Here is a 22,707-nt window from a genome sequence, read left to right on the forward strand (position 1 = left end):
CTCTTTCGCGTCCATCCTCCACCCACGCACTCAAGGAATCTCGCATGAAGCTGTACTACAAAGCTGGCGCCTGCTCGCTCTCGCCGCATATCGCCCTGCGCGAAGCCGGAATTGAATTCGAGATGGAAGCCGTCGACCTGCAGACCAAGCGTACCGCCTCGGGCGCCGACTTCACCCAGATCAACGGCAAGGGCTATATCCCCGCGCTGGTACTGGACAATGGCAAGGTGCTGACCGAAGGCGCGGCCATCGTCCAATACATCGCCGACCTCAAGCCCGAGAGCGGCCTGGCCCCGGCCAATGGCAGCGAGGCCCGCTACGAACTGCAAAGCTTGCTGAGCTATATCTCCAGCGAACTGCACAAACCCATGGGCAGCCTGTTCAACCCGGCGCAGAGCCAGGACTGGAAAGCGGCGGCGCAGGCCCTGCTGAGCAAGCGCCTGGACTGGCTGGTTGGTGAACTCGGCGAGCGCGAGTACCTGCTTGGTGATCGCTTCAGCGTGGCCGACGGCTACCTGTTCACCGTGCTGGGCTGGGCCGGCCTGGTCGGCTTCTCCCTCGACCCGTGGCCGAGCCTGCAGGCCTACCGCGCCCGCATTGGCGCCCGCCCGAAAGTGGTCGAAGCACTGAAGGCCGAAGGCCTGATCTGAGGCTAAAAAGAAAACCCCGAGCTAGCTCGGGGTTTTCGTATCGGCTCGAGCGCTTAGAACGGAATATCGTCGTCGAAGCTGTCGTAGTCCGGTGCCGGCTGCTGAGATTGTTGCGGCGCAGGGCGCTCCTGACGCGGGGCCGACTGTTGCGGCTCACGCTGCGGCGCCGGACGCGACTGACGCGGCGCACCGCCTTCATCGCCACCCGGACGGCCACCGAGCAGTTGCATCTGGCCGTTGATGTCCACCACGATCTCGGTGGTGTAACGATCCTGACCATCCTGGCCCTGCCACTTGCGCGTGCGCAGGCTGCCTTCGACATACACCTGCGAGCCCTTGCGCAGGTATTCACCGGCGATTTCCGCCAGACGCCCGAAGAACACCACGCGGTGCCATTCGGTACGTTCCTGCTGCTGACCGGTCTGCTTGTCCTTCCAGCTCTCGGAGGTGGCCAGGGTGATGTTGGTCACGGCGTTGCCGTTGGGCATGTAGCGAGTTTCCGGGTCGCCACCGACGTTACCCACCAGAATGACTTTGTTAACCCCACGGGCCATAACGTTCTCCTACTAGGCTTGGCACGCCGCCGGTGCTGCCGTGATCAGGCGCTCCAGAGACGTGCGATCCAATTGTTGGGTATCCACTTTGATATAGATGGCCGCTTCATCGACCACCACGATGGCGTCCGCCACACCTGGCGTCGCCTTCAGGCGTTCGACCAGTCCGACATCGGCCAGTGCCGCAGCATCGAGCGGCAGGCGCAGGCTGGTTACATACGGCGGTTCGCGCATAGTAACAGCAATGGCCAGCCAAATCGCACAGAGCAGGGCGCAACCGATGAACACACCGTTCAGACCGACATGCTGGTACAACCAGCCGCCAAGGATGCCACCCAAAGCGGCGCCGAGGAACTGGCTGGTGGAGTAGACGCCCATCGCCGTGCCCTTGCCACCGGCCGGCGCCACCTTGCTGACCAGCGACGGCAGCGAGGCTTCGAGCAGGTTGAAGGCGGTGAAGAACACCACGATGCCCACCACCAGCATCCGCAGACTGTGGCCCAGCATGACGAAATACAGTTCGCAGGCCAGCAGCACCGCCACCGCCCCCTGCAGCACGCGCTTCATCTGGCGTTTCTTCTCGCCGTAGATGATGAACGGCACCATGCCGAAGAAGCCGACCAGCAGCGCGGTGAGATAGACCCACCAATGCTGCTCCTTGGGCAGACCGCCCTGCTCCACCAGCGCCAGTGGCAAGGCCACGAAGCTGGCCATGAGCACGGCGTGCAGCGCCAGGATGGCGAAATCCAGGCGTAGCAGGTCGGCATGCCGCAGAGTCGGCCACAGCGCTTGCGCCGCCACGCCGGACTCACGGTGCTGCAACGGCCCGGCACTCTTCGGCACGATGCCGGCGACGATGACGATACCCAGCAGCGCCATGCCCGCCGTCACCCAGAACAGGCCCGACAGGCCAAACGCGCGCGTCAGCAGCGGGCCGACCACCATGGCCACGGCGAACGACAGGCCAATGCTCATGCCGATCATGGCCATGGCCTTGGTGCGGTGCTGTTCACGGGTCAGATCCGACAGCAGCGCCATCACGGCCGCCGAGATGGCACCGGCGCCCTGCAACACCCGCCCGGCGATCACGCCCCAGATCGAGTCGGCATTGGCCGCCAGCACGCTGCCGGCGACGAAGATCAGCAGCCCGACATAGATCACCGGTCGTCGGCCGATGCGATCGCTGATGATGCCGAAGGGAATCTGCAGCACGGCCTGGGTCAGGCCGTAGGCGCCGATGGCCAGACCGATCAGTGCCGGGGTGCTGCCGGCCAGATCCATGCCATAGGTGGCCAGTACCGGCAGCACCATGAACATGCCCAGCATGCGGAAGGCGAACACCAAGGCCAGACCACCGGCAGCGCGCGTCTCGCTGCCACTCATGCGGTCGCTATGGGAATCGTGCATGAAAAATGCCCCATGAAAATCAGCCGCGGATTCTAGCAGCCCTCACAGCGCCGATACAGGCACGCACTTTGCCGCAGGGCGCCACCTACCTCTATACTCGACCGTTTTCCGCTCGCCGGGCGCAGCCAAGGCTCGCCGCCTGAACAATCTGGCGAGACCGTAGAAGCAAGCAGCGCATGCTCACGCGACGGCCTCAGGCCGCTGCTCCAGAGCAACGCAGAAACACTCAAGGACGACGCCCAGACTTGCAGCGAAGCGACGGCAATGCAAACCGCTTTTAGAGGTTTTTCCGTGGACAAGATTCTGATTCGTGGCGCCCGCACCCATAACCTCAAGAACATCGACCTGACCCTGCCACGCGACAAGCTGATCGTGATCACCGGCCTGTCCGGCTCCGGCAAGTCGTCGCTGGCCTTCGACACGCTCTACGCAGAAGGGCAGCGCCGTTACGTCGAATCGCTGTCGGCCTATGCCCGGCAGTTTCTGTCGATGATGGAAAAGCCCGACGTCGATACCATCGAGGGGCTTTCCCCAGCGATTTCCATCGAACAGAAATCCACCTCGCACAACCCGCGCTCGACCGTCGGCACCATCACCGAGATCTACGACTACCTGCGTCTGCTCTATGCCCGCGTCGGCACACCGCGTTGCCCGGATCACGACGTCCCGCTGGAGGCGCAGACCGTCAGCCAGATGGTCGATCAGGTGCTGGCCCTGCCGGAAGGACGCAAGCTGATGCTCCTCGCCCCGGTCATCCGCGAACGCAAGGGCGAGCACCTGTCAGTGTTCGAGGAACTGCGCGCGCAGGGCTTCGTCCGCGCCCGGGTCAACGGCAAGCTGCATGAGCTGGACGAGCTGCCCAAGCTGGACAAGCAGAAGAAGCACAGCATCGATGTGGTGGTGGATCGCTTCAAGGTGCGCGAAGACCTGCAGCAGCGCCTGGCCGAATCCTTCGAGACCGCCCTCGGTCTAGCCGACGGCATCGCCCTGATCGCCCCGATGGATGACGAAGAAGGCGAAGAAATCATCTTCTCCGCGCGCTTCGCCTGCCCGCACTGCGGCCATTCGATCAGCGAGCTGGAGCCCAAGCTGTTCTCCTTCAACAACCCGGCCGGCGCCTGCCCGACCTGCGACGGCCTGGGCGTCAAGCAGTTCTTCGACGTCAAGCGCCTGGTCAACGGCGAGCTGACCCTGGCCGAAGGTGCCATTCGCGGCTGGGATCGACGCAACGTCTACTACTTCCAGATGCTCGGCTCACTGGCCAGCCACTATGGCTTCAGCCTGGAAGTGCCGTTCGACGAGCTGGCCGCCGAGCACCAGAAGGTCATCCTGTTCGGCAGCGGCACGCAGAACGTCGACTTCAAGTACCTCAATGATCGTGGCGACATCGTCAAGCGCTCGCACCCGTTCGAGGGCATCGTGCCTAATCTCGAGCGCCGCTACCGCGAAACCGAGTCGACCAGCGTGCGCGAGGAACTGGCTAAGTTCCTCAGCACGCAGCCCTGCCCCGATTGCCGTGGCACCCGCCTGCGTCGCGAAGCACGACACGTCTGGGTCGGCGAGAAGACCCTGCCGGCGGTCACCGGCCTGCCGGTGGGCGATGCCTGCGACTACTTCGGCGAACTGCACCTGACCGGCCGACGCGGCGAGATTGCCGAGAAGATCCTCAAGGAAATTCGCGAGCGCCTGCAGTTCCTGGTCAACGTCGGCCTCGACTACCTGACCCTCGACCGCAGCGCCGACACCCTGTCCGGCGGCGAGGCGCAGCGCATCCGTCTGGCCAGCCAGATCGGTGCTGGTCTGGTTGGCGTCATGTACATCCTCGACGAGCCGTCCATCGGCCTGCATCAGCGCGATAACGAGCGCCTGCTGGGCACCCTCACCCACCTGCGCAACCTGGGCAATACAGTGATCGTGGTCGAACATGACGAGGACGCCATTCGCCTGGCCGATTATGTGGTGGATATCGGCCCTGGCGCTGGCGTACACGGCGGGCAGATCGTCTCCCAGGGCACACCGGACGAGGTGATGGCCGACCCGCAGTCCTTGACCGGCAGCTACCTGTCCGGACGCAAGAAGATCCAGTACCCGGCCACACGCACCCCGCGCGACAAGAAAAAGTCGCTGAAGCTCAAAGGCGCGCGCGGCAACAACCTGCGCAATGTCGACCTGGAGATCCCGGTCGGTCTGCTTACCTGCATCACCGGGGTGTCCGGCTCGGGCAAGTCGACGCTGATCAACAACACCCTGTTCCCGATCACCGCCACCGCGCTCAACGGTGCCACCACCCTGGAAGTGGCAGCGCACGACTCGTTCGACGGCCTGCAGCACCTGGACAAGGTGGTGGACATCGACCAAAGCCCGATCGGCCGCACGCCACGCTCCAACCCGGCTACCTACACCGGCCTGTTCACGCCGATCCGCGAGCTGTTCGCCGGCGTGCCGGAGTCCCGCTCGCGCGGCTACGGTCCGGGCCGCTTCAGCTTCAACGTCAAAGGCGGGCGCTGCGAGGCGTGCCAGGGCGACGGCGTGATCAAGGTGGAGATGCACTTTTTGCCGGACATCTACGTGCCCTGCGATGTGTGCAAAGGCAAGCGCTACAACCGCGAAACCCTGGAAGTGAAGTACAAGGGCAAGAGCATCACCGAGGTGCTCGACATGACCATCGAAGACGCCCGTGCCTTCTTCGATGCCGTGCCCGCCATCGCGCGCAAACTGCAAACGCTGATGGACGTCGGCCTGTCCTATATCAAGCTGGGGCAGAGCGCGACGACGTTGTCCGGCGGTGAGGCGCAGCGCGTCAAGCTCAGTCGTGAGCTGAGCAAACGCGACACCGGCAAGACCCTGTACATCCTCGATGAACCAACCACCGGCCTGCACTTCGCCGATATCCAGCAACTGCTCGACGTGCTGCACCGCCTGCGCGACCACGGCAACACCGTGGTGGTGATCGAGCACAACCTGGATGTGATCAAGACCGCCGACTGGCTGGTCGATCTCGGCCCGGAAGGCGGCTCCAAGGGCGGCATGATCATCGCCACCGGTACGCCGGAAGAGGTGGCGGCCAACCCGGCGTCGCACACCGGGCACTTCCTCAAGCCGTTGCTGGAACGCGACCGCGCCTGAAACGAAAGAGCCCCGCACATGCGGGGCTCTTTTTTGGCAGGTCAGCTCACATCTGACTCTGCAGGTACTTCTCCAGCCCCAGCTTGTCGATCAGCTGTAGCTGAATCTCCAGCCAGTAGGCATGGTCTTCCTCGGTGTCCTTCAACTGAGCGAGGAGGATGTCACGGCTCTGGTAGTCCTGATGCTTCTCGCAGAGCTCGATGCCCTTGCTCAGGGCCGCGCGCACTTCGTACTCCAGCGCCAGATCCAGCTTCAGCGCCTCGGGCACGGTCTGGCCGAATTTGAAGGCATTGGGCGCCATGTCCGGCACGCCTTCGAGGAAGATGATGCGCTTGAGCAACGCATCGGCGTGCTCGGTTTCTTCTTCCATCTCGTGATTGATGCGCTCGTAGAGCTTGCTGAAGCCCCAATCCTCATAGAGCCGCGAGTGGATGAAATACTGGTCGCGGGCGGCCAGTTCACCCTTGAGCAGGTGTTTGAGGTAATCGATGACTTCGGTATGGCCTTTCATGCCGGCGATCCTTGTTGCATTCATGAGCAGGCTGTAATGCTCCGCCTCACGCCGGAATCGGTCAAGCAAAAGCACAACGCCTCCACGAAGGAGGCGTTGCGGTTCACTGACGCACCCGAGGTGCGTGGCTCAGTTTCAGGCCAGGTCGAAACGATCCAGGTTCATCACCTTGTCCCAGGCGGCGACGAAGTCCTTGACCAGCTTTTCCTTGCCATCAGCACTGGCATATACCTCGGCATAGGCACGCAGGATCGCGTTGGAGCCGAATACCAGGTCGTTGCGCGTCGCGGTGTGCTTTACTGCGCCAGTCTTGCGGTCACGCCCTTCGAACAACTCGCTGGAGCTATCGGTAGCCTTCCACTCGGTTCCCATATCCAGCAGGTTGACGAAGAAGTCGTTGGACAGCACGCCGACCTGGTTGGTGAACACGCCATGCTGGCTGCCATCATGGTTGGCGCCCAGCACACGCAGACCACCCACTAGCGCGGTCAGCTCTGGCGCAGTCAGGGTCAGCATCTGCGCCTTGTCGACCAGCATCGCTTCGGTCGGCACGCCCAGGTTGCCCTTGCTGTAGTTGCGGAAGCCATCGGCAACCGGCTCCAGCACATCGAAGGACTCCACGTCGGTCTGATCCTGACGTGCATCGACGCGGCCAGCAGCGAACGGCACGTCCACCGCCACACCGGCAGCCTTGGCTGCCAGCTCGACACCAACATTACCGGCGAGCACGATTACATCGGCCAACGACGCCTTGCCGGAGGCCTGCTGGATCGCCGCCAACGTCGGCAGCACCTTGATCGCCCGTTGGTTGACGGCCCAATCCTTCTGCGGCGCCAGAGCCAGACGCGCACCGTTGGCACCACCACGCTTGTCACCACCGCGGAAGGTGGAGGCCGAAGCCCAGGCCACGGACACCAGATCACCGACAGACAAGCCGGAAGCGGCGATCTTCGCCTTCAGGTCAGCGATATCGGCAGCGCTCGGATTATGCGTGGCAGCCGGCAGCGGGTCTTGCCAGAGCAGATCCTCTTTCGGTACTTCCGGGCCCAGGTAACGCGCCTTCGGCCCCATATCGCGGTGCGTCAGCTTGTACCAGGCGCGGGCGAATGCATCGGCAAAGGCCTGCGGATCATCATGGAAGCGTTTGGAGATCTTGCCGAACTCCGGGTCGAAACGCAGGGTCAGGTCGGTGGTGAGCATGGTCGGCTTGTGGAACCTGCCCGGCACATGAGCGTCCGGAATGATCTCCGGTGCATCCTTGGCCACCCACTGCTTGGCACCAGCCGGCGAATGGGTCAGCTCCCACTCGAAACCGAACAGGTTCTCGAAGAAGTTGTTGCTCCACTGCGCTGGCGTCTTCGTCCAGGTCACTTCCAGGCCACTGGAAACGGTGTCCTTGCCGAAGCCGCTGCCGAAGTTGCTGGCCCAACCCAGACCTTGCGCCTCGATCGGTGCTGCCTCAGGCTCGGGGCCCTTGTGCGACTCAGGCGCGGCACCGTGGCACTTGCCGAAGGTGTGACCGCCGGCGATCAGCGCGACGATTTCCTCGTCGTCCATGGCCATGCGGTAGAAGGTGGCGCGAATGTCCTTGGCTGCAGCCAGGTAATCGCCGCTGGCATTCGGGCCTTCCGGGTTCACATAGATCAGGCCCATGTGGGTAGCGCCAAACGGAGCGGTCAGCTCACGCTCGTCGTTGACCCGCTTGGGATCGACGCCCAGCCAGGCGACCTCGGCGCCCCAGTTGACGTCCTGATCCGGTTCCCACACGTCTTCACGGCCACCCGCGAAACCGAAGGTACGGAAGCCCATGGACTCCAGCGCAACGTTACCGGCGAGAATGTACAGGTCAGCCCAGGAGATCGACTGGCCATACTTCTGCTTGATCGGCCACAGCAGGCGACGCGACTTGTCGATATTGACGTTATCCGGCCAGGAGTTGAGCGGCGCGAAGCGCTGCTGGCCACGACCACCACCGCCACGGCCATCAGTGGTCCGATAGGTGCCGGCGGAGTGCCAGGCCATACGGATGAACTGCGGGCCGTAGTGGCCGAAGTCTGCCGGCCACCAGTCCTGGCTATCGGTCATCAGCTTGACCAGGTCGGCCTTGAGCGCCTTGTAGTCGAGCTTCTTGAAGGCTTCGGCGTAGTTGAACTTCTCGCCCAACGGATTGGATCGATCCGAGTGCTGATTGAGCAAATCGACACGCAGTTGATTCGGCCACCAATCCTTGTTGGTCGTACCGCCACCCGCGACGTGATTGAACGGACATTTACCTTGGTTCGACATGCTTCTCTCCTTCTCCTCATCGGGTCAGTCGCAGCTTGTGCGACCAACGATGGGACAAGCCTAGACGCGCTTCGCTTAGCGAACCAATTCATCAAGCGTAACGGCTCGATAGTAAATTTCTTTCGTGAGCCCAAACCTCATGCCGAGGCCAGAGCCTGCCTGCATATACACCGGCAGCAGCAATCGCATCGGCAAATTTCAGGCAACAAAAAACCGGGCACTAGGCCCGGTTCTTCGTACAACCAGCAACTTACTCGGCAGCTTCTACCGAACCGCCGACCGGACGGTCGACCAGTTCAACGTAAGCCATCGGAGCGTTGTCGCCAGCGCGGAAACCGCACTTGAGGATGCGCAGGTAGCCGCCGTTACGGGTGGCGTAGCGCTTGCCCAGATCGTTGAACAGTTTGCCAACGATGGCTTTCGAACGGGTACGGTCGAAGGCCAGACGACGGTTAGCAACGCTGTCTTCCTTGGCCAGGGTGATCAGCGGCTCGGCAACGCGACGCAGTTCCTTGGCTTTCGGCAGGGTAGTTTTGATCAGCTCGTGCTCGAACAGCGAGACCGCCATGTTCTGGAACATGGCCTTGCGGTGAGCGCTGGTGCGGCTGAGGTGACGGCCACTTTTACGATGACGCATGGTTCAATTCCTTACCAAACTTGTTCGTTCGGTGATGATGACGATCAGGCAGTCGCCTTGTCGTCTTTCTTCAGACTTGCCGGCGGCCAGTTATCGAGGCGCATACCGAGGGACAGACCACGAGAAGCCAGAACGTCCTTGATTTCGGTCAGGGACTTCTTGCCCAGGTTCGGAGTTTTCAACAGCTCTACTTCGGTGCGCTGAATCAGATCGCCGATGTAGTAGATGTTCTCCGCCTTCAGGCAGTTGGCCGAACGAACAGTCAGCTCCAGGTCATCGACCGGGCGCAGCAGGATCGGATCGATCTCGTCTTCCTGCTCGACCACGACCGGCTCGCTGTCACCTTTGAGATCCACGAACGCGGCCAGCTGCTGTTGCAGGATGGTCGCGGCACGACGGATGGCCTCTTCAGGATCGAGGGTGCCATTGGTCTCCAGATCGAGAACCAGCTTGTCCAGGTTGGTACGCTGCTCGACGCGGGCGTTCTCCACCACGTAGGCAACCCGGCGAACTGGGCTGAACGAAGCATCGAGCTGCAAGCGACCAATGCTGCGGCTCTCGTCTTCGTCGCTCTGACGCGCATCAGCCGGCTCATAGCCGCGGCCACGGGCCACGGTGAGCTTCATGTTGAGCGCGCCATTGTCGGCCAGGTTGGCGATTACGTGGTCGCCGTTGACGATTTCGACATCGTGATCCAGCTGAATATCGGCAGCGGTAACGACGCCCGGGCCCTTCTTGGACAGAGTCAGGGTCACTTCGTCACGACCGTGCAGCTTGATGGCCAGACCTTTCAGGTTCAGGAGGATCTCGATGACATCTTCCTGAACACCTTCGATCGCGGAGTACTCATGGAGTACGCCATCGATCTCGGCCTCGACTACTGCACAGCCAGGCATGGAGGACAACAGGATGCGACGCAGCGCGTTGCCCAGGGTATGGCCGAAACCACGCTCGAGAGGCTCGAGGGTGATCTTGGCGCGGGTCGGACTGACCTCCTGCACATCAATGTGGCGGGGGGTCAGGAACTCATTTACCGAAATCTGCATGGATGCACCTATTTTCTAGCCCTTACTTGGAGTAGAGCTCGACAATCAGGCTCTCGTTGATGTCAGCGGACAGATCGCTACGAGCCGGGACGTTCTTGAACACACCCGACTTCTTCTCGGCGTCTACTTCTACCCACTCAACGCGGCCGCGCTGGGCGCAAAGCTCGAGAGCCTGAGCGATGCGCAGCTGGTTGCGCGACTTCTCGCGAACAGCAACGACGTCGCCAGCCTTAACCTGGTAGGACGGTACGTTTACGGTCTGACCGTTGACGCTGATGGCTTTGTGCGAAACCAGCTGACGGGATTCGGCACGAGTGGCACCAAAGCCCATACGGTAAACCACGTTATCCAGACGGCACTCCAGCAGTTGCAGCAGGTTTTCGCCGGTGGCGCCCTTCTGGCTGGCAGCTTGCTTGTAGTAACCGCTGAACTGACGCTCCAGAACGCCGTAGATACGACGAACTTTCTGCTTCTCACGCAGCTGGGTGCCGTAGTCGGATTGACGACCGCGACGCTGACCGTGGATGCCGGGAGCGGATTCGATGTTGCACTTGGATTCCAGCGCGCGAGCACCACTCTTCAGGAAGAGATCGGTGCCTTCACGGCGAGACAGTTTGCACTTGGGACCAATGTAACGAGCCATTTCTCACTGTCTCCTGTTTACACGCGACGCTTCTTCGGCGGACGGCACCCGTTGTGCGGGATAGGCGTCACGTCGGTGATGCTGGCGATTTTGTAGCCGCAGGCGTTCAGAGCACGCACAGCGGATTCGCGACCAGGACCCGGCCCCTTGACGTTCACGTCGAGGTTCTTCAGGCCATACTCCAGAGCGGCTTGACCAGCACGCTCAGCGGCGATCTGGGCAGCGAACGGAGTGGACTTACGCGAGCCGCGGAAGCCCGAACCACCAGAGGTAGCCCAGGACAGAGCATTGCCCTGACGGTCGGTAATGGTCACGATGGTGTTGTTGAAAGACGCGTGGATGTGGGCGATACCGTCCACCACCGTCTTTTTGACTTTTTTACGAGTACGAGCAGCAGGTTTTGCCATGACTAAATTCCTGTCGATTCGCGAATGCGATTACTTGCGGATCGGCTTACGCGGGCCCTTACGGGTGCGAGCGTTGGTCTTGGTGCGCTGACCGCGAACCGGCAGACCTTTACGATGACGCAGGCCACGGTAGCAGCCCAGATCCATCAAGCGTTTGATCTTCATATTCACTTCACGACGCAGGTCGCCTTCGGTATTCACCTTGGCTACTTCGCCACGCAGTTGCTCGATCTGCTCGTCAGTCAGATCCTTGATTTTCGCAGCCGGGTTTACACCGGTAGCGGCACAGATTTTCTGTGCAGTAGTGCGACCAACACCGAAGATGTAGGTCAACGAGATAACAGTGTGCTTGTTATCCGGAATGTTAACGCCTGCAATACGGGCCATTCAGTGGAACTCCAATTGACAGCTACCTACGCCCCGGAAGCCAAGAAATAGGGCGCGAGATATTAACGCTGTAAAAACAAATAATCAACCCGGCAGCGCACTAGCTGCCGGGCTTATCACGCGTGGTTCACACTCAGCCTTGGCGCTGCTTGTGACGCGGCTCTGCGCTGCAGATCACCCGCACGATACCTTCGCGACGGATAATTTTGCAGTTACGGCACAGCTTTTTCACCGATGCACGAACTTTCATTACCAACTCCTCGAACCTTACGGGTAGATCAGCGGAGCATGCCGCTGCCATAGCCCTTCAGGTTGGCTTTCTTCATCAGGGAATCGTACTGGTGAGATACGAGGTGCGATTGCACTTGGGACATGAAGTCCATGACAACCACGACCACGATCAGCAACGAGGTCCCGCCAAGGTAGAACGGAACGTTGGCCGCCACCACCAGGAACTGGGGCAACAGGCACACGGCCGTCATGTACAGAGCACCGAACATGGTCAAGCGGGTCAGTACGCCATCGATATAGCGCGCCGACTGCTCGCCCGGACGGATGCCCGGAATAAAGGCACCGGACTTCTTCAGGTTTTCCGCTACGTCTTTCGGGTTGAACATCAGCGCCGTGTAGAAGAAGCAGAAGAAAATGATCCCTGCACTAAACAGCAAGATATTCAACGGCTGACCGGGAGCGATCGCCTGCGCAATGTCCTGCAGCCAGCCCAGACCTTCGGACTGACCGAACCAGGAACCCAGCGAGGCCGGGAACAGCAGAAGGCTGCTGGCGAAAATGGCCGGAATGACGCCCGCCATGTTCACCTTCAACGGCAAGTGGCTGGTCTGCGCAGCGAAGACCTTGCGGCCCTGCTGACGCTTGGCGTAGTGCACCGCAATGCGACGCTGACCACGCTCAATGAACACCACGAAACCGATGATCGCTACCGCCAGCAAACCGATGGCAACCAGAGCGAAGATGTTGATATCGCCCTGACGAGCAGACTCGAAAGACTGCCCAATCGCCCTCGGCAGACCGGCCACGATGCCAGCAAAAATCAGCATCGAGATACCGTTGCCGACACCACGCTCAGTGATCTGCTCGCCCAACCACATCATGAACATCGCGCCCGCCACGAAAGTGGTGACCGCCACGAAGTGGAAACCGAAACCGACCGAGAACGCGACGCCCTGACTGGCCAGACCCACGGACATGCCGGTGGCCTGAACCAATGCCAGGACGAGAGTGCCGTAGCGGGTGTACTGGCTGATCTTGCGACGGCCAGCTTCACCTTCCTTCTTCAACTGCTCCAGCTGCGGGCTGACGGCGGTCATCAGCTGCATGATGATCGATGCCGAGATGTACGGCATGATCCCCAGTGCAAAGATGCTCATCCGCTCCAGCGCGCCGCCGGAAAACATGTTGAACAAGCTAAGAATGGTCCCCTCATTCTGGCGGAACAAGTCCGCCAGGCGGTCCGGGTTGATGCCGGGCACCGGGATGTGTGCGCCTATCCGATAGACGATGATCGCCAGGAACAGAAAACGCAGACGAGCCCAGAGTTCGGACAACCCGCCACCTGCCAACGCAGAGAGAGCACCTTGCTTAGCCATTTAGTCCTCGAACTTACCGCCAGCTGCTTCGATAGCCGCACGCGCACCTTTGGTGGCTGCGATACCTTTCAGGGTGACCGCACGGGTAACCTCGCCGGACAGCATGACTTTCACACGCTGTACGTGATGGCCAACCAGATTGGCATCCTTCAGAGCCTGCAGAGTTACGACGCCTTCGACCTTGTTCAGCTCGGAGGTGCGAACTTCCGCACGATCCATAGCTTTCAGGGAAACGAAGCCGAACTTCGGCAGACGACGGTGCAACGGCTGTTGACCACCCTCGAAGCCCGGAGCGATGGAACCACCGGAGCGGGAGGTCTGACCCTTGTGGCCACGGCCACCGGTCTTGCCCAGACCGCTACCGATACCACGGCCCGGACGGTGCTTTTCGCGACGGGCACCCGGCGCGGAACGCAGATCGTTCAGTTGCATGATTAACCCTCCACCTTCAGCAGGTAGTAAGCCTTGTTGATCATGCCGCGGTTTTCAGGAGTGTCCTGAACTTCGACGGTGTGACCAATGCGACGCAGGCCCAGGCCCTTGACGCAAGCTTTGTGATTGGCCAGACGGCCATTGGTGCTCTTGATCAGAGTCACTTTGACGGTGTTAGCCATGGTTAGAGAATCTCCTCGACGCTCTTGCCACGCTTGGCCGCAACGGACGCAGGGGACTGCATGGCCTTCAGACCTTCGAAAGTGGCATGCACCACGTTCACCGGGTTAGTGGAGCCGTAGCACTTGGCCAGAACGTTCTGCACGCCAGCCACTTCCAGCACGGCACGCATGGCGCCGCCGGCGATGATGCCGGTACCTTCGGATGCCGGCTGCATGTACACCTTGGAGGCGCCATGAGCGGACTTGACCGGGTACTGCAGAGTGGTGCCGTTCAGATCAACCTGGATCATGTTGCGACGAGCAGCTTCCATCGCTTTCTGGATGGCAGCCGGCACTTCACGGGACTTGCCACGGCCGAAACCGACGCGACCCTTGCCATCACCCACCACGGTCAGTGCGGTGAAGGTGAAGATACGGCCACCTTTAACGGTCTTGGCAACGCGGTTCACCTGAACCAGCTTCTCGATGTAGCCTTCGTCGCGCTTTTGGTCGTTATTTGCCATAACTTAGAACTCCAGCCCGCCTTCACGAGCAGCATCGGCCAGCGCCTTGACGCGACCGTGGTACTTGAAGCCAGAACGGTCGAATGCAACCTGGGTCACACCAGCGGCTTTCGCACGCTCGGCTACCAGCTGACCAACTTTCTTGGCGGCGTCGACGTTGCCAGTGGCGCCGTCGCGCAGTGCTTTGTCCAAAGTCGAGGCGCTGGCCAGGACCTTGCTGCCGTCGGCCGAGATGACCTGGGCATAGATGTGCTGCGAGGAGCGGTACACGCACAGACGCACGGCTTCGAGCTCGTGCATTTTCAGGCGTGCTTTGCGAGCGCGACGCAGACGAGTAACTTTTTTCTCGTTCATATCTCAGCCCCTTACTTCTTCTTGGCTTCTTTACGACGGACAACTTCGTCCGCGTAACGAACACCCTTGCCCTTGTACGGCTCAGGACGACGGAAATCACGGATTTCCGCAGCCACCTGACCCACCAGCTGCTTGTCGATCCCTTTGATCAGGATCTCAGTCTGGTTCGGGGTTTCGGCCACGACACCTTCCGGCAGTTCGTAGTCGATCGGGTGGGAGAAGCCCAGCGCGAGGTTCAGCACCTGACCTTTGGCCTGAGCTTTGTAGCCCACGCCGACCAGTTGCAGTTTACGCTCGAAGCCTTGGCTGACACCGATGACCATGTTGTTGACCAGGGCACGAGTAGTACCGGCCATGGCGCGGTTCTGCTGATCGCCATTGCGAGCGGCGAAACGCAGCTCAGAGCCTTCCTGGATCACTTCCACGGACGAGTGAACGTTCAGTTCCAGAGCGCCCTTGGCACCCTTCACCGAAAGCTGCTGACCGGCGAGTTTGACCTCGACACCGGCAGGCAGCACAACGGGGTTCTTAGCAACGCGAGACATGCTTATCCCCCCCTTAGAACACGGTGCAGAGCACTTCGCCGCCGACACCGGCAGCGCGCGCAGCGCGATCCGTCATCACACCTTTGTTGGTGGAGACGATGGAAACACCGAGACCGCCGCGAACCTTCGGCAGGTCATCGACGGATTTGTATTGACGAAGGCCGGGACGGCTCACGCGCTTGACTTCCTCGATGACCGGACGGCCTTCGAAGTACTTCAGCTCGATGGACAACTGCGGCTTGGCTTCGCCATTGACTTCGTAACCCGCAATGTAACCTTCGTCCTTCAGAACCTTGGCTACAGCCACCTTCAGAGTGGAAGACGGCATGCTTACGACGGACTTTTCAGCCATCTGGGCATTACGGATACGAGTTAGCATGTCCGCTAACGGGTCCTGCATACTCATGGGCTAGACGCTCCTGATACAAATAAAACAGCCCGAAGGCTGTGGGATCTTCCAAAAGCTCGACACCAAAATGCCAGGCTCAGGAGAGCCGGCCATTCTAGAGACCGATCAAAAATGAATCAAGCCCCAAAAGGGGCTTGTTCAGGAAAAGACAAAGCCGGCACTAGGCCGGCTTCGCTTTGCTTCTTACCAGCTGGCTTTCACCAGGCCCGGTACGTCACCGCGCATGGCGGCTTCGCGCAGCTTGTTACGCGACAGACCGAACTTGCGGTAAACGCCGTGCGGACGGCCGGTGATGCGGCAACGGTTACGCAGGCGCGAAGCGCTGGCGTCACGTGGTTGCTTCTGCAGAGCGACCTGGGCTTCCCAACGCGCTTCCGGACTGGTGTTCGGATTAGCGATGGTGGCTTTCAGCTCGGCACGCTTCTTGGCGTACTTGGCAACCGTTTGCTGACGCTTCAGCTCACGGTTCTTCATGCTTGTCTTGGCCATTGTCCAGGACTCCGATCAGTTGCGGAACGGGAAGTTGAAAGCACGCAGCAGAGCGCGGCCTTCATCATCGTTACGGGCAGTGGTAGTCAGGGTGATGTCCAGACCACGCAGTGCATCGATTTTGTCGTAATCGATTTCCGGGAAGATGATCTGCTCTTTCACGCCCATGCTGTAGTTGCCACGACCGTCGAAGGACTTGGCATTCAGGCCGCGGAAGTCACGCACGCGCGGCAGGGAGATGGACAGCAGACGATCCAGGAACTCGTACATACGCTCGCGACGCAGAGTGACCTTGACGCCAATCGGCCAACCTTCACGAACCTTGAAACCAGCGATCGACTTGCGGGCATGAGTCACGACGACTTTCTGACCGGTGATCTTCTCGAGGTCGGCAACCGCGTTCTCGATGACTTTCTTGTCACCGATCGCTTCGCCCAGGCCCATGTTCAGGGTGATTTTGGTGATGCGCGGAACTTCCATCACGTTCGCCAGCTTCAGTTCTTCCTTCAGCTTGGGCGCGATTTCCTTCCGGTAAATCTCTTTCAGTCGTGCCATGGTGTTCTACCTATGATTCTCAAGCGCCAACCGGCTTTTGGGTGGACTTGAAGACACGAATTTTCTTGCCGTCTTCGACCTTGAAGCCAACGCGGTCAGCCTTGTTGGTTTCAGAGTTGAAGATGGCAACGTTGGAAGCGTGCAGCGGCGCTTCTTTCTCGACGATACCGCCTTGAACGCCCGACATCGGGTTCGGCTTGGTATGACGCTTGACCAGGTTGATGCCACCGACGACCAGACGGTCGTCAGCGAGAACCTTGAGCACCTTACCGCGCTTACCTTTGTCTTTACCGGCGATCACGATGATCTCGTCGTCACGACGAATCTTTTGCATGTCGGATCTCCTTAAAGCACTTCAGGGGCGAGCGAGACGATCTTCATGAACTTCTCGGAACGAAGTTCACGGGTCACCGGGCCAAAAATACGGGTCCCGATCGGCTCTTGCTTGTTGTTCAGCAGAACAGCAGCGTTGCCGTCGAAGCGGATGATCGAACCGTCGGCACGGCGAACGCCGTGACGGGTACGAACGACCACTGCGGTCATGACCTGACCTTTCTTCACTTTGCCGCGCGGAATTGCTTCCTTGACGGTGACCTTGATGATGTCGCCGATGCCGGCGTAGCGACGATGCGAGCCGCCCAGCACCTTGATGCACATCACGCGACGTGCACCACTGTTGTCAGCCACATCGAGCATGGATTGAGTCTGAATCATAAAATTTCTCCGACCCCTAGCCCTTAGACTTCGACTGCGCGTTCAACGACTTCAACCAGGGCCCAGGACTTGGTCTTGGACTGCGGGCGGGTCTCGCGAATGGAGACGAAGTCGCCGATCTTGCACTGATTGTTTTCGTCGTGAGCGTGCAGCTTGGTCGAACGCTTGACGTATTTACCGTAGATCGGGTGCTTGACGCGACGCTCGATCAGAACGGTGATGGTCTTGTCCATCTTGTCGCTGACAACACGGCCGGTCAGCGTACGGACTGCTTTTTCAACTTCGGCCATGATCACTTACCTGCCTGCTGGCTGAGGACAGTCTTGACGCGAGCGATGTCGCGCTTCACTTGCGAGAGCAGGTGAGACTGCCCCAGCTGGCCAGTCGCCTTCTGCATACGCAGATTGAACTGGTCGCGCAGCAGCTCGAGCAGTTGCTCGTTCAGCTGCTGTGCGCTTTTTTCACGAAGTTCGGTCGCTTTCATCACATCACCGTCCGCTTAACAAAGGTGGTGGCGAGCGGCAGCTTTGCAGCAGCCAGGGCGAAAGCCTCACGCGCCAGCTCTTCGGAAACGCCTTCGATCTCGTACAGGACTTTGCCTGGCTGGATCTGGGCTACCCAGTATTCAACGCCACCCTTACCTTTACCCATACGCACCTCGAGAGGCTTCTTGGTAACCGGCTTGTCCGGGAAGACGCGGATCCAGATCTTGCCGCCACGCTTAACGTGACGGGTCAGAGCACGACGAGCGGACTCGATCTGACGAGCGGTGAGACGACCGCGGGCAACAGACTTCAGCGCGAACTCGCCGAAGCTGACTTTACTACCGCGCTGAGCCAGACCACGGTTGTGGCCGGTCATCTGCTTGCGGAACTTCGTACGCTTTGGTTGCAACATGATGCGTACTCCTTATTTCTTAGCAGCTTTACGAGGAGCGGGCGCTTGCGGCTTCAGCTCTTCAGTGCGGCCACCAATGACCTCACCCTTGAAGATCCAAACCTTGACGCCGATCACACCGTAAGTGGTGTGCGCTTCGTAGGTGGCGTAATCGATATCGGCACGCAGGGTGTGCAGGGGCACACGACCTTCGCGATACCACTCGGTACGGGCAATTTCAGCGCCGCCAAGACGACCGCTCACCTGGATCTTGATGCCTTTGGCACCAATGCGCATGGCGTTCTGTACAGCGCGCTTCATGGCGCGACGGAACATAACGCGACGCTCCAGCTGCTGAGCCACGCTCTGCGCAACCAGCATACCGTCGAGCTCCGGCTTGCGGATCTCTTCGATGTTGATGTGCACCGGCACACCCATTTGCTTGGTCAGGTCCTGACGCAGCTTCTCAACATCTTCACCTTTCTTGCCGATCACGATGCCGGGACGAGCGGTGTGGATGGTGATGCGTGCGGTTTGAGCCGGACGAGCGATGTCGATACGGCTAACGGACGCGCTTTTTAGTTTGTCTTGCAGGTATGCACGAACCTTCAGGTCGGCGTTCAGGTAGTCGGCGTAATTGCGACCATCTGCGTACCAGACCGAAGTGTGATCCTTGACGATTCCCAGGCGGATGCCAACGGGATGTACTTTCTGACCCATCTGATCGACTCCGTTACTTGTCCGCAACCTTGACAGTGATATGGCAAGACCGCTTGACGATGCGATCAGCACGGCCTTTGGCACGCGGCATGATGCGCTTAAGCGAACGCCCTTCGTTGACGAAAACGGTGCTGACCTTCAGGTCATCAACGTCCGCGCCTTCGTTGTGCTCGGCGTTGGCAACGGCCGACTCCAGCACTTTCTTCATGATCTCGGCGGCTTTCTTGCTGCTGAAAGCCAGCAGGTTGAGCGCTTCGCCCACCTTCTTCCCGCGGATCTGGTCGGCGACCAGGCGAGCTTTCTGGGCGGAGATGCGAGCGCCCGACAACTTAGCGGCTACTTCCATTTCCAAACCCCTTAACGCTTGCCTTTCTTGTCGGCAACGTGACCACGATAGGTACGAGTGCCGGCAAATTCGCCCAGTTTGTGGCCGACCATGTCTTCGTTCACGAGAACTGGGACATGCTGACGACCGTTATGCACAGCGATGGTCAGACCGACCATCTGCGGCAGGATCATGGAGCGACGCGACCAGGTTTTAACCGGCTTGCGATCGTTCTTTTCCACCGCCGCTTCGACCTTCTTCAGTAGGTGAAGATCGATAAAAGGACCTTTTTTCAGAGAACGTGGCACTGTCGTATCCCTCTATTTACTTGCGACGACGGACGATCATGTTGTCGGTGCGCTTGTTAGCACGGGTCTTCGCGCCCTTGGTCGGGAAGCCCCATGGCGACACCGGATGACGACCACCGGAGGTACGACCTTCACCACCACCGTGCGGGTGATCAACCGGGTTCATGGCAACACCACGAACGGTCGGACGAACGCCACGCCAGCGTTTGGCACCGGCTTTACCCAGCGAACGCAGGCTGTGCTCGGAGTTCGAGACTTCGCCCAGGGTCGCACGGCACTCGGCCAGGACTTTACGCATCTCGCCGGAGCGCAGACGCAGGGTCACGTAGGCACCTTCACGAGCGATCAGCTGAGCGGAAGCACCAGCGGAACGAGCGATCTGAGCACCCTTGCCCGGCTTCAGCTCGATACCGTGAACGGTCGAACCCACCGGAATGTTGCGCAGCTGCAGGCTGTTGCCCGGCTTGATCGGAGCCATGATGCCCGCGATCAGCTGATCACCAGCTACCACACCTTTCGGCGCGATGATGTAGCGACGCTCACCGTCGGCGTACTTCAGCAGAGCGATGTGCGCAGTACGGTTCGGATCGTATTCCACGCGCTCGACAGTGGCAGGGATGCCATCTTTGTCGTTGCGACGGAAGTCGACCAGACGGTAATGCTGCTTGTGACCACCACCGATATGACGGGTAGTGATACGGCCGTTGTTGTTACGACCACCGGACTTCGACTTCTTCTCGAGCAGCGGAGCGTACGGAGCGCCTTTGTGCAGCTCCTGATTGACCACCTTGACCACAAAACGGCGGCCAGCGGAAGTCGGTTTGCATTTAACGATTGCCATGATGCACCCCTTCCTTACTCAGCACTGCTGGTGAAATCGAGATCTTGGCCCGGCTGAAGGGAGATAACTGCCTTCTTCCAGTCGTTACGCTTGCCCAGACCGCGAGCGGTGCGCTTGCTCTTACCCAGAACGTTCTGAGTAGTCACGCGCTCAACCTTCACGCTGAACAGGCTTTCGACGGCCTTCTTGATTTCCAGCTTGGTCGCATCGGTAGCGACTTTGAAAACGAACTGACCTTGCTTGTCAGCCAGAACCGTGGCCTTCTCGGAGATGTGCGGGCCAAGCAGCACTTTGAATACGCGTTCCTGGTTCATCCCAGCAGCTCCTCGAATTTCTTCACGGCCGAAACAGTGACCAGCACTTTTTCGTACGCGATCAGGCTGACCGGATCGGAACCCTGGACGTCACGAACATCAACGTGCGGCAGGTTGCGGGCAGCCAGGTACAGGTTCTCGTCGACCGCATCGGATACGATCAGTACATCGTTCAGACCCAGACCGTTCAGCTTGGACAGCAGAGCCTTGGTTTTGGGAGCTTCGACAGCGAAGTCTTCGACCACGACCAGACGGTCGGTACGAACCAGCTCAGCAAGGATGGAGCGCAGAGCTGCGCGATACATCTTCTTGTTCAGCTTCTGGTCATGATTGCGGGTGGACGCTGCGAAGGTCACACCACCGCCACGCCAGATCGGACCACGAGTGGTACCAGCACGAGCACGACCGGTGCCCTTCTGACGCCACGGGCGCTTGCCGCCACCGGAAACGTCGGAACGGGACTTCTGGCCTTTGGTGCCCTGACGGCCGCCAGCCATGTAGGCTACGACTGCTTGGTGAACCAGGGTCTCGTTGAACTCGCCACCGAAGGTCGCATCGGACACTTCGATCGCCTGAGCGCCATTCACATTCAATTGCATCTCAGATTCTCCCCTTACGCCTTGACAGCCGGACGAACGATAACGTCGCCGCCAGTAGCGCCAGGAACGGCACCCTTGACCAGCAGCAGGTTACGCTCGGCGTCTACGCGTACGACTTCCAGGGACTGAACGGTAACGCGCTCGGCACCCAGGTGACCGGACATCTTCTTGCCCTTGAATACGCGACCCGGGGTCTGGCACTGGCCAATGGAACCCGGAACACGGTGGGACACGGAGTTGCCGTGAGTATTGTCTTGGCCGCGGAAGTTCCAACGCTTGATGGTACCGGCGAAGCCTTTACCTTTGGACTGACCGGTGACATCCACCAGTTGACCAGCTTGGAAAATTTCAGCGTTGATCAGATCGCCAGCCTGGTAGTCGCCATCTTCAAGACGGAACTCCAGAACGGTACGACCTGCCGCGACGTTCGCCTTGGCGAAGTGACCGGCCTGAGCCTTGCTTACGCGAGAGGCACGACGCTCACCTACAGTGACCTGCACTGCACGGTAGCCATCGGACTCCTCGTTTTTGAACTGGGTGACGCGATTCGGCTCGATCTCAATGACCGTGACCGGAATGGAGACACCTTCTTCGGTGAAAATGCGGGTCATGCCGCACTTACGACCGACTACACCAATAGTCATGTTGTAAACCTCATGAGTGTACGGGGCTTTCACCCGCTATGGCCGCCCATTTCAGAGCGTTACACGACTAAAACCGCCAGGTTTTAGCCGAGGCTGATCTGCACTTCCACGCCTGCCGCAAGGTCGAGCTTCATCAGCGCATCAACGGTTTTATCCGTCGGCTGGACGATGTCCAGAACACGCTTATGAGTGCGGATTTCGTACTGATCGCGCGCGTCTTTGTTGACGTGCGGAGAGATCAGAACGGTGTACCGCTCCTTACGAGTAGGCAGAGGAATCGGACCACGCACCTGAGCACCAGTACGTTTCGCGGTTTCCACGATTTCCTGGGTAGATTGATCGATCAGGCGATGGTCAAAAGCCTTCAACCGAATACGGATTTGTTGGTTTTGCATTTTGACCTCAGATTCCAAGCTGCTAATCCCCACAGACGGACTACGCCCGCTCAAGGGAGGCGCAATTGTACGGATGCCCCCTGGGGGTGTCAACTTTTAACCAGTTCAAAAGAAAAGGGCCCCGAAGGGCCCCTTTCTTTGCAGCAGATCAGCGATTACTCGACGATCTTGGCAACCACGCCAGCGCCAACGGTACGACCGCCTTCGCGAATTGCGAAGCGCAGGCCGTCTTCCATGGCGA

At 59.9% G+C, this 22,707-nt stretch carries 35 protein-coding genes; 2 read left to right on the forward strand and 33 right to left on the reverse strand.

Going from position 1 to position 22,707, the window contains the following annotated elements; translation table 11 throughout:
* Positions 1–44: 44 nt before the first annotated feature.
* A complete protein-coding gene (gene gstA / locus ACODS1_RS06510) occupies positions 45–650 on the forward strand; it encodes a glutathione transferase GstA (protein ID WP_322980341.1) in 606 nt (201 codons plus the stop codon).
* A 53-nt stretch (positions 651–703) separates the two neighbouring features.
* On the opposite strand, the gene ssb is transcribed toward gstA, so the two are convergent.
* Both ssb and ACODS1_RS06520 read right to left on the reverse strand, forming a co-directional pair.
* Positions 704–1,204 (reverse strand): single-stranded DNA-binding protein, encoded by a 501-nt coding sequence (gene ssb, locus ACODS1_RS06515; protein ID WP_159973752.1) that lies wholly within the window; start codon positions 1,202–1,204, stop codon positions 704–706.
* Between the two features lie 12 nt (positions 1,205–1,216).
* On the reverse strand, positions 1,217–2,611 hold the full coding sequence (locus ACODS1_RS06520; protein WP_489085012.1) for an MFS transporter: 1,395 nt from the start codon (positions 2,609–2,611) through the stop codon (positions 1,217–1,219).
* A gap of 291 nt (positions 2,612–2,902) precedes the next feature.
* On the opposite strand from ACODS1_RS06520, the gene uvrA reads away from it, so the two are divergent.
* Complete coding sequence (gene uvrA, locus ACODS1_RS06525; RefSeq protein ID WP_489085013.1) at positions 2,903–5,737, forward strand: excinuclease ABC subunit UvrA; 2,835 nt, start codon at positions 2,903–2,905, stop codon at positions 5,735–5,737.
* 46 nt (positions 5,738–5,783) lie between these two features.
* Here uvrA and bfr read toward each other — a convergent pair whose 3' ends face one another.
* From bfr to ACODS1_RS06680, 31 genes are all read right to left on the reverse strand, one after another.
* Complete coding sequence (gene bfr / locus ACODS1_RS06530) at positions 5,784–6,248, reverse strand: bacterioferritin (RefSeq protein ID WP_322980344.1); 465 nt, start codon at positions 6,246–6,248, stop codon at positions 5,784–5,786.
* A 135-nt stretch (positions 6,249–6,383) separates the two neighbouring features.
* Entirely contained in the window at positions 6,384–8,534 is a 2,151-nt protein-coding gene (katG, locus tag ACODS1_RS06535; RefSeq protein ID WP_489085014.1) for a catalase/peroxidase HPI, read from the reverse strand.
* A gap of 250 nt (positions 8,535–8,784) precedes the next feature.
* Positions 8,785–9,171 (reverse strand): 50S ribosomal protein L17, encoded by a 387-nt coding sequence (rplQ, locus tag ACODS1_RS06540; protein WP_003243945.1) that lies wholly within the window; start codon positions 9,169–9,171, stop codon positions 8,785–8,787.
* A 44-nt stretch (positions 9,172–9,215) separates the two neighbouring features.
* The gene (locus ACODS1_RS06545) at positions 9,216–10,217 is read right to left on the reverse strand and encodes a DNA-directed RNA polymerase subunit alpha (protein WP_159973757.1); all 1,002 of its coding nucleotides are present in this window, start codon (positions 10,215–10,217) and stop codon (positions 9,216–9,218) included.
* Positions 10,218–10,239: 22 nt separating this feature from the next.
* Positions 10,240–10,860, reverse strand: coding sequence for a 30S ribosomal protein S4 (gene rpsD, locus ACODS1_RS06550; RefSeq protein WP_322980346.1), 621 nt, complete (start codon positions 10,858–10,860; stop codon positions 10,240–10,242).
* Between the two features lie 17 nt (positions 10,861–10,877).
* Positions 10,878–11,267 carry a 30S ribosomal protein S11 gene (gene rpsK / locus ACODS1_RS06555; RefSeq protein WP_003243933.1) on the reverse strand — a complete coding sequence of 130 codons (390 nt, stop codon included), beginning with the start codon at positions 11,265–11,267 and terminating at the stop codon, positions 10,878–10,880.
* A gap of 30 nt (positions 11,268–11,297) precedes the next feature.
* The gene (rpsM, locus tag ACODS1_RS06560) at positions 11,298–11,654 is read right to left on the reverse strand and encodes a 30S ribosomal protein S13 (RefSeq protein WP_003463275.1); all 357 of its coding nucleotides are present in this window, start codon (positions 11,652–11,654) and stop codon (positions 11,298–11,300) included.
* Positions 11,655–11,787: 133 nt separating this feature from the next.
* Complete coding sequence (gene rpmJ / locus ACODS1_RS06565) at positions 11,788–11,904, reverse strand: 50S ribosomal protein L36 (protein WP_011531897.1); 117 nt, start codon at positions 11,902–11,904, stop codon at positions 11,788–11,790.
* 28 nt (positions 11,905–11,932) lie between these two features.
* Positions 11,933–13,261: a preprotein translocase subunit SecY gene (gene secY, locus ACODS1_RS06570; RefSeq protein ID WP_322980347.1), complete on the reverse strand. Its 1,329-nt coding sequence runs from the start codon at positions 13,259–13,261 to the stop codon at positions 11,933–11,935.
* The gene (gene rplO / locus ACODS1_RS06575) at positions 13,262–13,693 is read right to left on the reverse strand and encodes a 50S ribosomal protein L15 (RefSeq protein WP_017675610.1); all 432 of its coding nucleotides are present in this window, start codon (positions 13,691–13,693) and stop codon (positions 13,262–13,264) included.
* Positions 13,694–13,695: 2 nt separating this feature from the next.
* Positions 13,696–13,875 (reverse strand): 50S ribosomal protein L30, encoded by a 180-nt coding sequence (gene rpmD / locus ACODS1_RS06580; RefSeq protein WP_159973761.1) that lies wholly within the window; start codon positions 13,873–13,875, stop codon positions 13,696–13,698.
* A gap of 2 nt (positions 13,876–13,877) precedes the next feature.
* The gene (gene rpsE / locus ACODS1_RS06585) at positions 13,878–14,378 is read right to left on the reverse strand and encodes a 30S ribosomal protein S5 (protein ID WP_268181171.1); all 501 of its coding nucleotides are present in this window, start codon (positions 14,376–14,378) and stop codon (positions 13,878–13,880) included.
* Between the two features lie 3 nt (positions 14,379–14,381).
* Positions 14,382–14,732, reverse strand: a complete 351-nt coding sequence (gene rplR / locus ACODS1_RS06590) for a 50S ribosomal protein L18 (RefSeq protein WP_268181169.1) — start codon at positions 14,730–14,732, stop codon at positions 14,382–14,384.
* A gap of 11 nt (positions 14,733–14,743) precedes the next feature.
* Positions 14,744–15,277: a 50S ribosomal protein L6 gene (rplF, locus tag ACODS1_RS06595; protein WP_197855601.1), complete on the reverse strand. Its 534-nt coding sequence runs from the start codon at positions 15,275–15,277 to the stop codon at positions 14,744–14,746.
* A gap of 13 nt (positions 15,278–15,290) precedes the next feature.
* Positions 15,291–15,683, reverse strand: a complete 393-nt coding sequence (gene rpsH / locus ACODS1_RS06600; RefSeq protein WP_003243915.1) for a 30S ribosomal protein S8 — start codon at positions 15,681–15,683, stop codon at positions 15,291–15,293.
* A gap of 186 nt (positions 15,684–15,869) precedes the next feature.
* Positions 15,870–16,175: a 30S ribosomal protein S14 gene (gene rpsN / locus ACODS1_RS06605; protein WP_003463288.1), complete on the reverse strand. Its 306-nt coding sequence runs from the start codon at positions 16,173–16,175 to the stop codon at positions 15,870–15,872.
* Positions 16,176–16,190: 15 nt separating this feature from the next.
* On the reverse strand, positions 16,191–16,730 hold the full coding sequence (rplE, locus tag ACODS1_RS06610; RefSeq protein WP_003243911.1) for a 50S ribosomal protein L5: 540 nt from the start codon (positions 16,728–16,730) through the stop codon (positions 16,191–16,193).
* 19 nt (positions 16,731–16,749) lie between these two features.
* On the reverse strand, positions 16,750–17,064 hold the full coding sequence (rplX, locus tag ACODS1_RS06615; protein WP_003463290.1) for a 50S ribosomal protein L24: 315 nt from the start codon (positions 17,062–17,064) through the stop codon (positions 16,750–16,752).
* A gap of 11 nt (positions 17,065–17,075) precedes the next feature.
* Positions 17,076–17,444, reverse strand: coding sequence for a 50S ribosomal protein L14 (gene rplN / locus ACODS1_RS06620; protein WP_003243907.1), 369 nt, complete (start codon positions 17,442–17,444; stop codon positions 17,076–17,078).
* Between the two features lie 23 nt (positions 17,445–17,467).
* Positions 17,468–17,734 carry a 30S ribosomal protein S17 gene (gene rpsQ, locus ACODS1_RS06625; RefSeq protein WP_159973766.1) on the reverse strand — a complete coding sequence of 89 codons (267 nt, stop codon included), beginning with the start codon at positions 17,732–17,734 and terminating at the stop codon, positions 17,468–17,470.
* Between the two features lie 2 nt (positions 17,735–17,736).
* The gene (rpmC, locus tag ACODS1_RS06630) at positions 17,737–17,928 is read right to left on the reverse strand and encodes a 50S ribosomal protein L29 (protein ID WP_003243902.1); all 192 of its coding nucleotides are present in this window, start codon (positions 17,926–17,928) and stop codon (positions 17,737–17,739) included.
* Positions 17,928–18,341, reverse strand: a complete 414-nt coding sequence (rplP, locus tag ACODS1_RS06635; protein ID WP_003243901.1) for a 50S ribosomal protein L16 — start codon at positions 18,339–18,341, stop codon at positions 17,928–17,930. The genes rpmC and rplP overlap by 1 nt, the downstream gene beginning before the upstream one ends.
* 12 nt (positions 18,342–18,353) lie before the next feature.
* A complete protein-coding gene (rpsC, locus tag ACODS1_RS06640; RefSeq protein WP_003243898.1) occupies positions 18,354–19,040 on the reverse strand; it encodes a 30S ribosomal protein S3 in 687 nt (228 codons plus the stop codon).
* Positions 19,041–19,053: 13 nt separating this feature from the next.
* Entirely contained in the window at positions 19,054–19,386 is a 333-nt protein-coding gene (gene rplV, locus ACODS1_RS06645) for a 50S ribosomal protein L22 (RefSeq protein WP_003103908.1), read from the reverse strand.
* Between the two features lie 11 nt (positions 19,387–19,397).
* Complete coding sequence (rpsS, locus tag ACODS1_RS06650; protein ID WP_003243896.1) at positions 19,398–19,673, reverse strand: 30S ribosomal protein S19; 276 nt, start codon at positions 19,671–19,673, stop codon at positions 19,398–19,400.
* Positions 19,674–19,689: 16 nt separating this feature from the next.
* On the reverse strand, positions 19,690–20,514 hold the full coding sequence (rplB, locus tag ACODS1_RS06655) for a 50S ribosomal protein L2 (RefSeq protein WP_322980349.1): 825 nt from the start codon (positions 20,512–20,514) through the stop codon (positions 19,690–19,692).
* A 14-nt stretch (positions 20,515–20,528) separates the two neighbouring features.
* Positions 20,529–20,828 (reverse strand): 50S ribosomal protein L23, encoded by a 300-nt coding sequence (gene rplW / locus ACODS1_RS06660; RefSeq protein ID WP_021444331.1) that lies wholly within the window; start codon positions 20,826–20,828, stop codon positions 20,529–20,531.
* On the reverse strand, positions 20,825–21,427 hold the full coding sequence (gene rplD / locus ACODS1_RS06665) for a 50S ribosomal protein L4 (protein ID WP_159973771.1): 603 nt from the start codon (positions 21,425–21,427) through the stop codon (positions 20,825–20,827). The genes rplW and rplD overlap by 4 nt, the downstream gene beginning before the upstream one ends.
* 14 nt (positions 21,428–21,441) lie before the next feature.
* Positions 21,442–22,071, reverse strand: a complete 630-nt coding sequence (gene rplC, locus ACODS1_RS06670; protein WP_179574589.1) for a 50S ribosomal protein L3 — start codon at positions 22,069–22,071, stop codon at positions 21,442–21,444.
* An 83-nt stretch (positions 22,072–22,154) separates the two neighbouring features.
* Positions 22,155–22,466, reverse strand: a complete 312-nt coding sequence (gene rpsJ / locus ACODS1_RS06675) for a 30S ribosomal protein S10 (RefSeq protein WP_003243886.1) — start codon at positions 22,464–22,466, stop codon at positions 22,155–22,157.
* Between the two features lie 155 nt (positions 22,467–22,621).
* Positions 22,622–22,707: EF-Tu C-terminal domain-related protein (locus tag ACODS1_RS06680; RefSeq protein ID WP_455423356.1), on the reverse strand; the 86-nt coding region annotated here is incomplete at its 5' end.

It is taken from the genome of Pseudomonas sp. FG29, assembly GCF_057809355.1.

Coding starts and splice junctions, on each gene's coding strand:
- gstA (WP_322980341.1), top strand. CDS start 45: ATGAAGCTGTACTACAAAGCTGGCGCCTGCTCGCTCTCGCCGCATATC.
- ssb (WP_159973752.1), bottom strand. CDS start 1,204: ATGGCCCGTGGGGTTAACAAAGTCATTCTGGTGGGTAACGTCGGTGGC.
- ACODS1_RS06520 (WP_489085012.1), bottom strand. CDS start 2,611: ATGCACGATTCCCATAGCGACCGCATGAGTGGCAGCGAGACGCGCGCT.
- bfr (WP_322980344.1), bottom strand. CDS start 6,248: ATGAAAGGCCATACCGAAGTCATCGATTACCTCAAACACCTGCTCAAG.
- katG (WP_489085014.1), bottom strand. CDS start 8,534: ATGTCGAACCAAGGTAAATGTCCGTTCAATCACGTCGCGGGTGGCGGT.
- rplQ (WP_003243945.1), bottom strand. CDS start 9,171: ATGCGTCATCGTAAAAGTGGCCGTCACCTCAGCCGCACCAGCGCTCAC.
- ACODS1_RS06545 (WP_159973757.1), bottom strand. CDS start 10,217: ATGCAGATTTCGGTAAATGAGTTCCTGACCCCCCGCCACATTGATGTG.
- rpsD (WP_322980346.1), bottom strand. CDS start 10,860: ATGGCTCGTTACATTGGTCCCAAGTGCAAACTGTCTCGCCGTGAAGGC.
- rpsK (WP_003243933.1), bottom strand. CDS start 11,267: ATGGCAAAACCTGCTGCTCGTACTCGTAAAAAAGTCAAAAAGACGGTG.
- rpsM (WP_003463275.1), bottom strand. CDS start 11,654: ATGGCCCGTATTGCAGGCGTTAACATTCCGGATAACAAGCACACTGTT.
- rpmJ (WP_011531897.1), bottom strand. CDS start 11,904: ATGAAAGTTCGTGCATCGGTGAAAAAGCTGTGCCGTAACTGCAAAATT.
- secY (WP_322980347.1), bottom strand. CDS start 13,261: ATGGCTAAGCAAGGTGCTCTCTCTGCGTTGGCAGGTGGCGGGTTGTCC.
- rplO (WP_017675610.1), bottom strand. CDS start 13,693: ATGCAACTGAACGATCTGCGTTCCGCGCCGGGTGCCCGTCGCGAAAAG.
- rpmD (WP_159973761.1), bottom strand. CDS start 13,875: ATGGCTAACACCGTCAAAGTGACTCTGATCAAGAGCACCAATGGCCGT.
- rpsE (WP_268181171.1), bottom strand. CDS start 14,378: ATGGCAAATAACGACCAAAAGCGCGACGAAGGCTACATCGAGAAGCTG.
- rplR (WP_268181169.1), bottom strand. CDS start 14,732: ATGAACGAGAAAAAAGTTACTCGTCTGCGTCGCGCTCGCAAAGCACGC.
- rplF (WP_197855601.1), bottom strand. CDS start 15,277: ATGTCTCGCGTTGCTAAGAACCCCGTTGTGCTGCCTGCCGGTGTCGAG.
- rpsH (WP_003243915.1), bottom strand. CDS start 15,683: ATGAGTATGCAGGACCCGTTAGCGGACATGCTAACTCGTATCCGTAAT.
- rpsN (WP_003463288.1), bottom strand. CDS start 16,175: ATGGCCAAGACAAGCATGAAGAACCGTGAGCTGAAGCGTCAGCAAACG.
- rplE (WP_003243911.1), bottom strand. CDS start 16,730: ATGGCACGACTGAAAGAGATTTACCGGAAGGAAATCGCGCCCAAGCTG.
- rplX (WP_003463290.1), bottom strand. CDS start 17,064: ATGCAAAAGATTCGTCGTGACGACGAGATCATCGTGATCGCCGGTAAA.
- rplN (WP_003243907.1), bottom strand. CDS start 17,444: ATGATTCAGACTCAATCCATGCTCGATGTGGCTGACAACAGTGGTGCA.
- rpsQ (WP_159973766.1), bottom strand. CDS start 17,734: ATGGCCGAAGTTGAAAAAGCAGTCCGTACGCTGACCGGCCGTGTTGTC.
- rpmC (WP_003243902.1), bottom strand. CDS start 17,928: ATGAAAGCGACCGAACTTCGTGAAAAAAGCGCACAGCAGCTGAACGAG.
- rplP (WP_003243901.1), bottom strand. CDS start 18,341: ATGTTGCAACCAAAGCGTACGAAGTTCCGCAAGCAGATGACCGGCCAC.
- rpsC (WP_003243898.1), bottom strand. CDS start 19,040: ATGGGTCAGAAAGTACATCCCGTTGGCATCCGCCTGGGAATCGTCAAG.
- rplV (WP_003103908.1), bottom strand. CDS start 19,386: ATGGAAGTAGCCGCTAAGTTGTCGGGCGCTCGCATCTCCGCCCAGAAA.
- rplB (WP_322980349.1), bottom strand. CDS start 20,514: ATGGCAATCGTTAAATGCAAACCGACTTCCGCTGGCCGCCGTTTTGTG.
- rplW (WP_021444331.1), bottom strand. CDS start 20,828: ATGAACCAGGAACGCGTATTCAAAGTGCTGCTTGGCCCGCACATCTCC.
- rplD (WP_159973771.1), bottom strand. CDS start 21,427: ATGCAATTGAATGTGAATGGCGCTCAGGCGATCGAAGTGTCCGATGCG.
- rplC (WP_179574589.1), bottom strand. CDS start 22,071: ATGACTATTGGTGTAGTCGGTCGTAAGTGCGGCATGACCCGCATTTTC.
- rpsJ (WP_003243886.1), bottom strand. CDS start 22,466: ATGCAAAACCAACAAATCCGTATTCGGTTGAAGGCTTTTGACCATCGC.